Source organism: Gammaproteobacteria bacterium (genome assembly GCA_029882975.1).
Classification (GTDB): domain Bacteria; phylum Pseudomonadota; class Gammaproteobacteria; order SZUA-152; family SZUA-152; genus JAJDNG01.
Window position 1 is genome coordinate 19437 of record JAOUJW010000014.1, and the last position, 13763, is coordinate 33199.

The 13763-nt window shown below is 49.5% G+C and carries 12 protein-coding genes; 8 read left to right on the forward strand and 4 right to left on the reverse strand.

Features of this window, described 5'->3' with window-relative positions; all coding sequences use genetic code 11:
* Positions 1-63 precede the first annotated feature (63 nt).
* Positions 64-2553 (reverse strand): EAL domain-containing protein, encoded by a 2490-nt coding sequence (locus OEY58_11705; protein MDH5326117.1) that lies wholly within the window; start codon positions 2551-2553, stop codon positions 64-66.
* Positions 2554-2760: 207 nt separating this feature from the next.
* Here OEY58_11705 and OEY58_11710 point away from each other — a divergent pair, with 207 nt between their 5' ends.
* The 8 genes from OEY58_11710 (at position 2761) to fba (ending at position 11769) form a co-directional block, all read left to right on the forward strand.
* Positions 2761-3234, forward strand: coding sequence for a hypothetical protein (locus tag OEY58_11710; protein ID MDH5326118.1), 474 nt, complete (start codon positions 2761-2763; stop codon positions 3232-3234).
* Between the two features lie 90 nt (positions 3235-3324).
* Positions 3325-3666 (forward strand): histidine triad nucleotide-binding protein, encoded by a 342-nt coding sequence (locus tag OEY58_11715; protein ID MDH5326119.1) that lies wholly within the window; start codon positions 3325-3327, stop codon positions 3664-3666.
* Between the two features lie 56 nt (positions 3667-3722).
* Positions 3723-4280 (forward strand): thioredoxin family protein, encoded by a 558-nt coding sequence (locus OEY58_11720; GenBank protein ID MDH5326120.1) that lies wholly within the window; start codon positions 3723-3725, stop codon positions 4278-4280.
* Positions 4281-4752: 472 nt separating this feature from the next.
* Entirely contained in the window at positions 4753-6747 is a 1995-nt protein-coding gene (gene tkt / locus OEY58_11725; protein ID MDH5326121.1) for a transketolase, read from the forward strand.
* 31 nt (positions 6748-6778) lie between these two features.
* Positions 6779-7783 (forward strand): type I glyceraldehyde-3-phosphate dehydrogenase, encoded by a 1005-nt coding sequence (gene gap / locus OEY58_11730; protein MDH5326122.1) that lies wholly within the window; start codon positions 6779-6781, stop codon positions 7781-7783.
* 219 nt (positions 7784-8002) lie between these two features.
* A complete protein-coding gene (locus OEY58_11735) occupies positions 8003-9184 on the forward strand; it encodes a phosphoglycerate kinase (protein MDH5326123.1) in 1182 nt (393 codons plus the stop codon).
* 20 nt (positions 9185-9204) lie between these two features.
* On the forward strand, positions 9205-10659 hold the full coding sequence (pyk, locus tag OEY58_11740) for a pyruvate kinase (protein MDH5326124.1): 1455 nt from the start codon (positions 9205-9207) through the stop codon (positions 10657-10659).
* A 72-nt stretch (positions 10660-10731) separates the two neighbouring features.
* Entirely contained in the window at positions 10732-11769 is a 1038-nt protein-coding gene (gene fba, locus OEY58_11745) for a fructose-bisphosphate aldolase class II (protein ID MDH5326125.1), read from the forward strand.
* Positions 11770-11841: 72 nt separating this feature from the next.
* Here fba and trmB read toward each other — a convergent pair whose 3' ends face one another.
* The 3 genes from trmB to thiS form a co-directional block, all read right to left on the reverse strand.
* The gene (trmB, locus tag OEY58_11750; GenBank protein MDH5326126.1) at positions 11842-12546 is read right to left on the reverse strand and encodes a tRNA (guanosine(46)-N7)-methyltransferase TrmB; all 705 of its coding nucleotides are present in this window, start codon (positions 12544-12546) and stop codon (positions 11842-11844) included.
* Positions 12547-12574: 28 nt separating this feature from the next.
* Positions 12575-13369, reverse strand: a complete 795-nt coding sequence (locus tag OEY58_11755; protein ID MDH5326127.1) for a thiazole synthase — start codon at positions 13367-13369, stop codon at positions 12575-12577.
* A gap of 82 nt (positions 13370-13451) precedes the next feature.
* Positions 13452-13652, reverse strand: coding sequence for a sulfur carrier protein ThiS (gene thiS / locus OEY58_11760; protein ID MDH5326128.1), 201 nt, complete (start codon positions 13650-13652; stop codon positions 13452-13454).
* Positions 13653-13763 lie beyond the last annotated feature (111 nt).

The window sequence follows — 13763 nt, forward strand, 5'->3', positions numbered from 1 at the left end:
ACTGACAGGTGATCAAAAGACGGGCATTTTAGCATACCCGCGTGATCAAATACGCAATGGTTTTTATTGATTTTGTAGCGCAGCTTGAATTTTGCGGATTTCCTGGGTGATGATGTCAGAATCGCTGCGTAACCATTTTTCCAAGTGGCTGACCTTTAGGGGTGGGCTGAGAAAATAGCCTTGGGCGGAGTCGCAACCTAACACTTGCAGGGCTCGGTATACTTCCGGTGTTTCCACTCCCTCGGCGACAACACTGAGCCCCAGGTCGTGTGCCAACTCTATGGTTGAGCGGACAATGAGTTGATCGCTTTCATTTTTCTCCAGTCCCATAATGAAAGACTGATCGATTTTGAGCTCGTCAACCGGTAACTGGTTCAAATAGGTTAAGGAGGAGAATCCGGTACCGAAATCGTCAATGGCCAGTTTGACGCCCATGCGGTCCAGTTTTTTCAGGGTCTCAATGGCCTGTGCGGGATTGGCCATCATAGAACTTTCGGTGATCTCCAGCATTAGATTTTCCGGAGGCAGTTCCTGTGCGCGAAGGCACTCTTGAATATGTCGCACCAGTTCCGGGTCGCGCAAGTTGTAGACAGACAGATTCACCGCCACACTGAGGTCGAAACCGGATTTTCTCCAGGCGGCACACTGAGCGGTGGCAGCTCTGATGATCCATTGGGTTAGGGCGTTGACCAGGCCGGTTTGTTCTGCCAAGGATACGATTTGATCCGGTGGGATGGCGCCGAAACTGGGATGTTCCCATCGCAACAGGGCTTCCACGCCCATCACGGTACCGTTATCCATGGAAAACTTGGGCTGATAATTCAGTTCCAGCTCGTTTTCATCAATGGCGACCCGCAAATCCCCCATGAGTGACAGGCGACCCACGCTGTAGTCGTCTTCCCGGGTATCGTAAATGCTATAGCCACATTTATTGCGTTTAGCGACGTACATGGCCACGTCGGCATGTTGTAGCAGGGTATCTCCATCTTTGCCATTGTCCGGGTAGTTGGCAATACCAATGCTGGCATTGATAAATAAGTTAACTTCATCCACCGTAACGGAGGATTCCAGTTCCGTGAGGATTTTCTTGGCAATGGTAATGGACTGTTCCAAGTCTGTGTTGGGAAGCAGAATGGCAAATTCGTCACCGCCTAGGCGGGCAACAGTATCCATCTCTCTCAAGGTGTCACTCAAGCGGCTGCCCACCTCTTTAAGCAATTTGTCGCCCACATGGTGGCCCAGAGTGTCATTGACTTCTTTGAATCCGTCCAAATCCATCATGAGTAAACACAAATGCTGGTGGGTGCGTCTGGCAATATGGATTGCATGGGTCATGCGGTCATGCAGTAATGCGCGGTTGGGTAGCTTGGTTAAATCATCATGCAATGCTTGATGTTCCAGCTGGGTTTGGCGCAAACGAATCTGGTTGCGCATTTCCGTAAAGGCATCAATAAGATCCTGCGTTTCCTGCGATCTGGGTACGGGTAGAGTCACGTCATGGCCAAAGGCTTCGGCTTTTAACGCCTGAGTAATTGCGTCGATTGGATGGAAGATAAGGCGGCGCAAGGATAAGGCGGACAGGAAGAGAAATACCAAACCGAAGCTGGCGATGATAAACAAAATTTGGGTTTGTAGGCCAGCGACATCGGAAAGGGTACGGAAGTCCTTACCGGCGGTATCTTTGATCTCTATGTCCACCAATTGCAGTAAGCGCGAAATATTTTCCAGATGGGGTTCTATACGTTCCTGAATTAATTCGGCATCTGCGCGCCAAGCACCGCTATGAATGGTTTTGACCTGCTGAAAGCCCTGATGCCATTGTTGCATTTTATCGCGCATGGTTTTCAGGGCTTCACTGGCTTGAAAGCCCAGGCGGCCTTTTTTATCCAGGGCGTTTAGGTGTTGTATGGACTGTTCCAATTGGGAGTAAAGAGTTTCAATCGCATGCTCTTGTTGTTTTAGACCTTCTTCATTGTAAGAGCCCAGACGGTTGGCCAGGTAGAGTCGAAACACAGAAATAACCTGGTGCCACAGATAGCGAGTCTCCACAAAACCACGATAAGCCACGGAGTTACGGTTATTGTAACCACTCTCCTTGATTTCGTTCATGGCCAGCGTCAATGCGGTGCTGAAATGTTGTTGTGAGGGCCCCAGGGTGGAACGACCGACACCCAAAGCAGGGAATTGTACGGCGGCGTCCATACGGGTCTGAAATAAGTGATCCATATCCAGCCGTAACGAATGCAAGCCATGGGAGACTTGTTGCATAACATTGGTTTGGCCCCGAACAACGAACCAAACATGTTGTTCCAGGGCGGTGCTGCGTTCGAGAGCTTTGTCCAGCCAGAGAAAGGCTTGTGTGATGTATTCCTTTCGGGTTGCGTCGAACAAAAACGCATCCATGGCTTTGTAGCTTTCAAATAAATCGGAGCGAATACCATTGATGCTATAGGACAACTCACTGCGGTGAATAAAGTTGGTTTCCGTATCCTGGCTGATACGACGTACGTTTTGGTGTCCAACTAAAGCCACAGCCACAACCAATACGCCCATGAGTCCCGCGAAAATGGTGAAACGGCCTTTTAAGCTGTTCAGGAATGTAGAATTCAGCGGCGGCATTATCAGTTAAGTGGTTGAAATAGGATATAATTAGTATTCCCATATCCTATCGGCCAGTAAGGTATTTTCTTGATAAAAACCGCTGATCGGGTGCGCGCATTTGGACTCGTGTCACTATAATGAATATAAGAAGGAGGCCTTATGAACAGGTGGCGCAGATTAAACTGGAAGACCGTCAGTGTAAGTGGGTTGGTATTGCTGATTTTTTCCGCTTTGTTGTGGGCAGATACGTTGCACCGCCTAAGCACAGAGGCATTAAAACAATCGGCCTTCCTCAGTGGAGAGAGCGGTGACAAACTGTTGTTTGAATTCCAGGGAGCAGATCCAAGTAAAGCTTGGCTAAAGCAGAATGGGCAGTGGCAGATCGAAGCTTGGGTGCGCCACAATCATTTTCGCTGCGGCCACTATCAGTTGGGCGTCCGATTTGGTCAGGGTGAACCGGCTTGTTTAAACGTCAAGTGGTTGACCGATCCCGTATTTATCAGCAATAAACGACAATGTAATAACTCAGTGATCCACCACAAAGGTTCTGAGTCTAGTGAGGAACTGGAGAAACTGTTTTCGAAAATCACCTGCGCCGAACAGGTGATCAAATGCGTGGGCATATGCGACTAGCAACAAGATGCTAATTACCGAACGCAGACAATAAATTAGCGCTGGTTTTGGGTATAATCATCCTTCTTCTATTTCCCAAGGAGCGGATCCATGTCTGATACCATTTTTGGAAAAATCATCAAGCGGGAAATTCCAGCAGATATTGTCTATGAAGACGATGACTGTCTGGCTTTTAAAGACGTCAACCCCCAGGCTCCTGTCCATATTTTGGTCATTCCCAAAAAACCCATTGCCAAGCTGATTGATGCGGAAGCCGGCGACCAGGCCGTGTTAGGCCATTTATTGCTTAAAGCTTCCCAGGTGGCGCGGGACCAGGGAGTGGGAGATGCCTTTCGTCTGGTGGTTAATAATGGTGCGGATGTGGGCCAGACGGTTTTTCATTTACACATCCATATCCTGGCGGGTCGCCCTTTCCGTTGGCCGCCGGGTTAGAAATAGAGATTTCTTAGAACTTACGAAGTACACAAGAACTAAAAAAAGGAGCATTTATGGTTAGTTTGGAAACTCCGGTTTGCGATTTTGATTTGGATGCAATTGATTTTTCGCTGCCGGGCGTGGATGGAAAAACCTGGACCTTGGAACAGTGTAAAGGCGAAAAGGGTCTGTTGGTGATGTTTATTTGTAATCATTGCCCTTATGTGAAGGCTATTCGCGAACGCATCGTGCGTGACACGGCTGAATTGACGCTATTGGGGGTGAACAGCGTGGCGATCATGTCCAACGATCCAGCGCTTTACCAGGAAGATTCTTTTGAAAACATGGCTAAGGTGGCGCAGGAGTTTGCTTTTCCATTCCCATATCTATGGGATGAGTCCCAGGAGGTTGCCAAAGCTTATGGCGCCGTGTGTACCCCCGATTTTTTTGGCTATAACGCTGATTTAAAACTGCAATATCGGGGGCGTTTGGACGCCAGTCGTAAGGATACTGCCCCCGCCGATGTGCGCCGTGACTTGTTTGAAGCCATGTCCCAGGTTGCTGTGAGTGGACATGGTCCAAGCGAGCAAATCCCCAGCATGGGATGCTCTATTAAATGGCGTGAAGAATAGCTTAGATGGTTTTTTAGTCAGCCATTTATTCGTGTAAATGATGAGGGTATTGATCTAATATTGCTTAAAATCAATAAATTAGGGTCAATATCCCCTGTCCTATTGCTCTAAGCCCCTCGATGAGAGAAAATACGCAGTCCTTTAATGGGCCGCGTCTACCTTCACAAACTCAATCCGCGCCGGGAATTACGAAACGTTGGTGGGATAAAAATAACAATCAACACTTGTGAGGTGGAAAACGAACGGTCCTGGAATTAGGTTGATCTAGGGGAGGAAGGGGCTGCGCTCCTTTTAAGACGAAGTCGTTCTTTTAGACGGAAATTGCTCAATATTACAATAATTTGAGGGCTCTAATGCTGGCAACAGCACGAGTCGAATTTAGTGTCTCCGTTGATCAGACCACAGTTTTTTTACCTGTGCCGCGAAGGGCAGGTCGCAGATTTTTATCTATTTGGAACTTGAGGAGAAATACATGACCACGCGTAGAGAATTAGCCAACGCCATTCGTGCGTTAAGTATGGATGCTGTCCAAAAGGCCAATTCCGGTCACCCTGGTGCTCCCATGGGTATGGCGGATATAGCCGAAGTTTTGTGGAACAGCCACTTAAAGCACAATCCCAGCAATCCTAAATGGGTGGATCGCGATCGGTTCATTTTATCGAATGGTCACGGTTCCATGTTGATCTATTCTCTGCTGCATTTATCCGGCTACGACCTGTCAATGGATGACATTAAGAATTTTCGCCAGTTGCATTCTAAAACTCCGGGGCATCCGGAATACGGTTATGCGCCTGGTATAGAAACCACTACCGGACCCTTGGGGCAAGGTATCACTAATGGTGTGGGTATGGCCATCGCTGAGAAAGTGCTTGCCGGCCAGTTTAACCGTGACGGCCACCACATTGTGGATCACTACACCTATGTGTTCATGGGTGACGGCTGCATGATGGAAGGTATTTCCCATGAGGCCTGTTCCCTGGCCGGTACTTTGGGTCTGGGCAAGTTGGTTGCTTTTTGGGACGATAATGGCATTTCTATCGACGGTCACGTAGAAGGTTGGTTCACTGATGACACCGCTAAGCGTTTCGAAGCTTACGGATGGCACGTGATTCGTGATGTCGATGGCCATGATGCCGACGCTTTGGACAAGGCTATTCATGACGCCAAATCTGTCAACGATAAGCCCACGCTGATTTGCTGTAAAACCGTTATTGGCTATGGTGCTCCCAACTTGTGCGGCAGTCACGACTGTCACGGCGCGGCTCTGGGCGAAGACGAAGTGGCTGCTACCCGTGAAAACCTGGGTTGGAAACACGATCCCTTCGTGATTCCCGATGAAGTGTATTCAGGTTGGGACGGCAAATCCAAAGGCGAACAGGCCCAGGAAAAGTGGAACGAAAAATTTGACGCTTACAAAGCGGAATACCCGGAGCTGGCGGCTGAATTTCAGCGTCGTACAGCAGGTGAGTTACCGGCTGATTGGGCCGCCAAATCTGCAGCCTTTATCAAAGAAACATCAGAAAAAGCCGCAAAAATGGCTACGCGCAAGGCCTCTCAAGCGGCACTGAACGGGTATGGTCCTTTGTTGCCGGAATTCTTGGGCGGTTCCGCTGACTTAACCGGTTCCAACAACACCAACTGGTCAGGTTCTAAAACCATCAGCAACACAGTCACCGATGGTAACTACATCTCTTACGGTGTGCGTGAATTTGGTATGGCCGCGATTCAGAACGGCATGTCACTGCACGGCGGTTTTATCCCCTACGGTGGTACTTTCCTCATGTTCTCCGAATACGCAAGAAACGCATTGCGCATGGCGGCCCTGATGAAAGTGCAGAACATTTTTGTATTCACTCACGACTCCATCGGCTTGGGTGAAGACGGTCCTACCCATCAACCGGTAGAACAAACGGCTACTTTACGTATGATGCCCAATATGTCTGTTTGGCGTCCGGCTGACACCGTGGAAACGGCAGTTGCCTGGAAGGCTGCTGTTGAGAAGCGCACCGGTCCCACCAGCTTGATTTTGACCCGCCAGGATCTGGTATGCCAAGGCCGCAGCGATGCGCAAATCGCAGATATCGCAAAAGGCGGTTACATACTCAGTGATTGTGATGGTACCCCGGACGCCATTATTATCGCCACCGGTTCTGAAGTAGGCCTGGCTGTGGATGCGGCCAAAGAATTGAGCGGTAAAGGGCGTAAGATTCGTGTTGTTTCCATGCCTTGTGTTGATGCCTTCGAAGCTCAGGATCAGTCTTACCGTGACACCGTTATCCCGCCGTCCGTGCGCGCTCGCGTTGCCGTGGAAGCGGGTGTGACGGACTACTGGCGTAAGTATGTTGGTCTGGATGGCAGTGTTGTGGGCGTGGACCGTTTTGGCGAATCTGCCCCGGCCGGCGAATTGTTCAAGTATTTCGGCATGACCGTAGAAAACGTGGTCAGCGCTGTAGAAGGTGTTTTGTAAAAATTTTTTTGGGAAAATTGGGAGAGTATTAATGGCAATTAAAGTAGGTATTAACGGTTTCGGCCGCATCGGTCGAATGGTTTTCCGTGCTGTGTACAACGAATTCAAAGATATTGAAATCGTGGGTATTAACGATCTGTTGGATGCGGACTATCTGGCATACATGCTTAAGTACGATTCAGTACACGGTCGTTTCCAGGGTGAGGTCAAAGGTGGCGAAGGCTGCATGATTGTTAACGGCAAAGAAATCCGTCTGACGGCTGAGCGTGATCCCGCCAACCTGAAGTGGGGTGACGTGGGTGCGGATATCGTTATCGATTCCACCGGTTTCTTCCTGACAGAAGAAGGTTGTCAAAAGCACATTGATGCCGGCGCTAAAAAAGTGGTTATGTCTGCTCCGTCCAAAGACGGTACACCTATGTTCGTATACGGTGTTAACCACGAAAAATATGCCGGTCAAGCGATTGTTTCCGCAGCTTCTTGTACCACCAACTGTCTGGCTCCTATTGCCAAAGTATTAAATGACAAGTGGGGTATCAAGCGTGGTTTGATGTCTACGGTTCACGCGGCAACAGCTACCCAAAAAACCGTTGACGGTCCTTCTCAGAAAGACTGGCGCGGTGGTCGCGGTATTCTGGAAAACATCATTCCGTCTTCCACAGGTGCAGCTAAAGCAGTGGGCGTTGTGTTACCGGAACTCAATGGCAAGTTGACCGGTATGGCTTTCCGCGTACCGACTTCTGATGTTTCAGTGGTTGATTTAACCGTTGAACTGGAAAAGGGTGCGTCCTACGCTGATATCTGTGCTGAAATGAAGAAAGCCTCAGAAACCGGCGACATGAGCAAAACTTTGGGATACACCGATGAGAAAGTGGTATCTACGGATTTCCGTGGTGTTGGCTACTCATCCATTTTCGATGCAGAAGCCGGTATTGCTTTGGACGACACTTTTGTCAAAGTAGTAAGCTGGTATGACAATGAGTATGGCTATACCTGCAACATGATGCGTTTTGTTGAGCACGTAGCAGCTAACTAAGCGAAACATTGTCCGGTTTTTTTGCTGGATGTATAGCTAAGACAGGGTGGGCGGGTGCTCACCCTGTTTATTGGCAGACGGACAACAAAAAGCGATTCGCCAAGCCACAGCCCATGGTTAGCAGCTTTATATTGCTAACTCATTATCGACAAACTCATAGTTGGTAATTTAGGTTTGGCCAATCGTTTTTCAAAATTTAAATCTCAGGAGAGTTCTATCATGTCATTTATCAAGCTGACCGATTTGGATCTGGCCGGTAAGCGCGTTTTGATCCGCGCCGACCTTAATGTTCCCGTAAAAGATGGTAAGGTGACTTCCGATGCCCGCATCACTGCATCCATGCCCACCATAGAACACTGCATGAAAGCCGGTGCTTCTGTTATGGTTATGTCACACCGCGGTCGTCCTGAAGAAGGTAAGGCCGACGAAGAAAACTCCATGGCGCCGATTGCAGCCGATATGTCCGCCAAGCTGGGCAAAGAAGTGCGTTTGATCAAAGATTATCTGGATGGCGGTTTCGAAGTTGCCGGCGGCGAATGTGTGCTGCTTGAAAATGTGCGCTTTAACGCCGGCGAGAAGAAAGATAATGAAGATTTAGCCAGGAAATATGCTGCACTGTGTGATGTGTTCGTGATGGACGCCTTTGGTACAGCTCACCGGGCCCAGGCTTCTACTCATGGAGCCGGCAAATTCGCACCCATCGCTTGTGCCGGTCTGTTACTGGCAGATGAGTTGGACAACCTGGCACAGGCGCTGGCCAATCCGGCTCGCCCCATGGTGGCCATCGTTGGTGGCTCCAAAGTGTCAACCAAACTGACGGTTCTCGAAGCCTTATCTGAGAAAGTTGACCAATTGGTCGTCGGTGGTGGTATCGCCAATACTTTCCTCAAAGCAATGGGGAATAATGTGGGTAAGTCTTTGTGTGAAGACGATTTGGTGGACACGGCCAAAGCCCTGGTTGAGAAAATGAAAGAACGCGGTGCTAACATTCCTATTGCCGTTGATGTGGTGGTCGGTAAAGAATTCAACGAGAACGCGGAAGCTACTCTGAAAAATGCCGGTGATGTGTCTGACGATGACATGATTTTCGACATCGGTCCTCAATCCGCACAGGAACTGGCTGACATTATCAGTAAAGCCGGTACCATTGTTTGGAACGGCCCGGTTGGTGTGTTTGAATTTGATCAGTTCGGTGAAGGCACCAAAACCGTTTCCATGGCTATTGCCAATGCGGCGGGTTTCAGTCTGGCAGGTGGTGGTGACACCATCGCTGCTATCCAGAAGTACAATATTTATGACAAGGTGAGTTACATCTCCACCGCAGGTGGAGCATTCCTGGAGTATTTGGAAGGAAAAACTCTCCCTGCCGTTGCCATGTTAGAACAAAGAGCGAAAGACTAATTCAGGCTGGAGTTAACGAATTGCAGAGACGAACAAAAATAGTGGCGACCCTGGGGCCGGCTACCGATGATCCAAAAATGTTGGATAAAATCATCGAAGCCGGTGTGGATGTGGTGCGATTAAATTTTTCTCACGGTACCGCAGACGATCATCGATCCCGCGCTGAAAAAGTACGAAATCGTGCCCGGGCTCATGGCCGGCAGGTGGGGGTTTTGGCTGATTTACAGGGGCCAAAAATTCGCATTGAACGCTTTAAAGATGGGCCAATACGGCTTGAAGAGGATGACACTTTTATCCTTGATTTGGCCTTGGACGCTCATGCGGGGAATAAAGAGCGTGTTGGAGTCAGTTATAAGAGTCTGAATGTTGACGTTAAGCGTGGCGATACCCTGTTACTGGATGACGGTAAGATCGTATTGTGGATTGATGAGGTTGAGGGTGACGAGATTCGTTGCCGGGTTAAAACCGGTGGTCCGCTGTCAGACAGAAAAGGTATCAACCGTCAGGGCGGGGGTTTGTCGGCTCCGGCACTCACGGATAAGGATCGAGAGGACATTAAGATTGCCGCCAGTATCAAGGCGGACTATGTTGCAGTGTCCTTTCCCAGAACGGCTGAAGACATTCTGGAGGCGCGGCGCTTGTTGCTGGAAGCCGGTGGGCATGGCGGTATTGTCGCTAAGATCGAGCGTAGTGAAGCCCTTGAAGCTATTGACGAAATTATTGCGGCCTCGGACGTGATCATGATTGCGCGCGGGGATTTGGGTGTGGAAATCGGAGATGCTGCGTTACCTCCGGTACAGAAAAACCTGATCAAAACCGCCCGAAACATGAACCGAGTGGTCATTACGGCAACTCAGATGATGGACTCCATGATTACCAGCCAGATTCCTACTCGGGCTGAGGTCTTTGATGTGGCCAATGCGGTATTCGATGGTACGGATGCAGTGATGCTGTCAGCTGAGACAGCTTCAGGTGATTATCCCGACAAAGCAATTGCTGCCATGGACCGGATCTGTCGGGTGGCAGAACAACAACCCGTGGCCACAGTGTCGGATCATCGAATTAATACAGCGTTTGGACGGGTGGACGAGGCTATCGCCATGTGTACCATGTATGCTGCTAACCACCTGGAAGTAAAAGCCATTGCGGCTTTGACCGAATCCGGCTCTACACCCTTGTGGATGTCGCGAATTAGTTCGGGTATACCTATTTACGCATTGACCCGCCATGTTTCTACGCGGCGTAAGGTGACATTGTATCGTGGGGTATCCCCTATCAGTTTCGATATCACTACCAACGATCATGCCACGGCCAACAAGGAAGCGGTGGATGAGTTAAAACGTCGGGGTGTTGTCAGGGACGGTGATCTTGTTATTATCACCAAAGGTGATTTGATGGGAATACACGGCGGCACCAATTCTTTGAAAATAGTGAAAGTGGGGGATGACCTGATTCCAAATGACGCGTCAGTTTGAGCGGTTATTTGTGTTAGGCAACAAACCAAGAGATTTTTGTAATTAATTTTTTTCTTATGGGAGAGTATACACATGGCACTGATATCCTTACGCCAATTGCTTGACTACGCAGCAGAAAATAACTTCGGTATGCCTGCGTTTAATGTTAATAACATGGAGCAGGTTCACGCAATCATGCAAGCGGCCGACGCAGTGGACAGTCCGGTCATTATGCAGGGTTCTGCCGGGGCTCGTTCTTACGCGGGCGAACCGTTCTTGCGCCATTTGATTTCTGCGGCTATTGAACAGTACCCGCATATTCCCATCGTTATGCATCAGGACCACGGTTCCGAGCCGGCGGTTTGTTTGCGCTCCATTCAGTCCGGTTTCAGCTCCGTTATGATGGACGGCTCACTGATGGCTGACATGAAAACCCCATCTTCCTATGAGTACAATGTAAACGTCACCAAAACCGTTGTGGATATGGCTCACGCCGGTGGTGTTTCCGTTGAGGGTGAGTTGGGCTGTCTGGGTTCTCTGGAGACCGGCGAAATGGGTGAGGAAGACGGTCACGGTGCCGAAGGCAAGCTGTCTCATGACCAATTGTTGACTGATCCCGATGAAGCGGCTGATTTTGTCGCCAAAACCGGTGTGGATGCCCTGGCTATCGCCATTGGTACCAGCCACGGTGCGTACAAATTTACCCGTCCTCCTACAGGCGACATTCTGGCGATTGATCGTATCAAGGAAATCCACGCGAAACTGCCTAACACTCACTTGGTTATGCATGGTTCGTCTTCCGTGCCGCAGGATTGGTTGAAAATTATCAACGAATACGGCGGTGACATGGGCGAAACCTATGGCGTGCCTGTCGAAGAAATTCAGGAAGGCATCAAGCACGGTGTACGTAAAGTTAACATCGACACCGACTTACGTATGGCTTCAACCGGCGCCATTCGTCGCCACTTGGCAGACAATAAATCCAACTTCGATCCACGCAAATTCCTGAAAGCTTCTACCGAAGCGATGCGGGATATTTGTAAAGCGCGTTTTGAAGCTTTCGGTTGTGCCGGTCACGCTTCCAAGATCAAGCCAGCCTCACTGGAAGACATGATTAAATACTACAAGTAAGTGTTTGATCTATTAAATAAAAAGGAGCCTGATAAGGGCTCCTTTTTTTTGCTCCAATTTTGCTGGGAGCAGTTAGAGTTTTTGGTATAGAAGATCCCAAACATCGTGTCCGAGCCTTTGGCCTCGTTGCTCAAACTTGGTGAGTGGACGCTGCGGCGGCCTGGGACTGTAGGGTGGGGTTGGCGCCAGGTTACGGAATAACGCCGTGGGTTCGGAATCTTCCAGGGTGCTGAAAGCGGCAACGCAATGTTCTGCATAATCCTGCCAATCGGTTGCAATATGAACAATGCCCTCTGGCTGAAGTTTGCGGGCCAGCAGGTGCAGGAACGGAGCTTGAATCAATCGACGTTTGTGATGGCGCTTTTTGTGCCAGGGATCCGGAAAGAAAATTTGTACGGTATGCAGTGATTCGTCGGCGATGCACTGCTGTAATACTTCTACTGCATCGGCGCAATAAATCTTTATATTTTCAATATGTTCCGCAGATATGCGTTTGAGTAAATGGCCCACGCCGGGTCGGTGAACTTCAATCCCAACAAAGACTTTTTCCGGGTCGTTTTTGGCCATCTGGACCAAGGAATCTCCGGTGCCGAAACCGATCTCCAATACCATGGGTATTTGCTCGGCACGGCACAGAGGTATATGGGGATCCAGGCCGTAAAGGGGCCAAAGGTCGTTGAGTGCTTTGGCTTGACCTGCCGTAAGCCGTCCGTCGCGGCGCACAAAACTTCGCACAATCCGCTTGTGTATTACCCGTTTGTTCTCTTCAGGAGTCATGCGATGGTGCAGTAAGAAAACGAAACGGTTAGAAAAACGTGCCTTCCAGCGGTGAGGACGCCGATGCGTAGCGTTTTTTAGGCACTCGGCCAGCCAGATACGCTTCTCGGCCCGCTTCCACAGCCTTTTTCATGGCCGACGCCATGAGGACGGGATTTTGAGCCCCGGCGATGGCGGTATTCATCAGGACGCCATCACAACCCAGTTCCATGGCGATAGCAGCGTCTGAGGCGGTGCCTACGCCCGCATCCACCAGAATGGGTACGTTGGCCTGCTCGATGATGGTCAGCAGGTTGTAGCGGTTCTGAACCCCCAGTCCTGAACCAATGGGGGCTGCCAACGGCATAACTGCCACGCAACCAATATTCTCCAATTCCTTGGCTACAATGGGGTCATCACTGGTGTATACCATGACTTCAAAACCCTCTTTAACCAGAATTTCGGCGGCTTTAATGGTGGCACGAATATCGGGGTATAGGGTTTTTTCGTCGCCCAGAACTTCAAGTTTTACCAGTGTATGGTCGTTCAGCAGTTCTCTGGCCAAGCGGCAGGTGCGCACCGCGTCTTCTGCCGTATAGCACATGGCAGTATTAGGCAGGATGGTGTATTCGTTGGGAGATATGACATCCAGCAAATTGGGCTCTTTGGCGTTTTGACCGATGTTAGTACGACGCACGGCAACGGTAATGATTTCTGCGCCACTGGCTTCGGTGGCGAGCCGGGTTTCTTCCAGGTCTTTGTATTTGCCGCTGCCTACAAGAAGCCGGGAATTGTATTGGTTGCCGGCTATAATCAAGGGGCTGTCGTTCTTTTCGTTTGACATGTCCTTTCAAAATCCTCAATTAGTGCTTAAATTTAAACTCGAATGGAGTTATGCGATTGGGGCTGTGTAACTGGGGCTGGAGTCAGCCACCACCGATAGCATGAACAATTTCTACATTGTCGTTTTCTTTGATAATAAATGATTCATAGGTACTGCGTGGTACAATTTCAAGATTTACTTCCACGGCCAAGCGTTTTCCGCCCAAGCCCAGGGAATCTATGAGCTGCGCTGCTGTCAATTCACTTGAGAATTGTGCTGGTTCACCGTTAAGCGTAATGTTCATATAGGTTAAACAGATAGGTGTTAAACAGGATGCCCAAAGGGCTATAAGTTTAAGTGTTTACGCCGGCTAATCCTAGTCCTTTGACTGATTTAAACCGCAAAAAAACTTCAG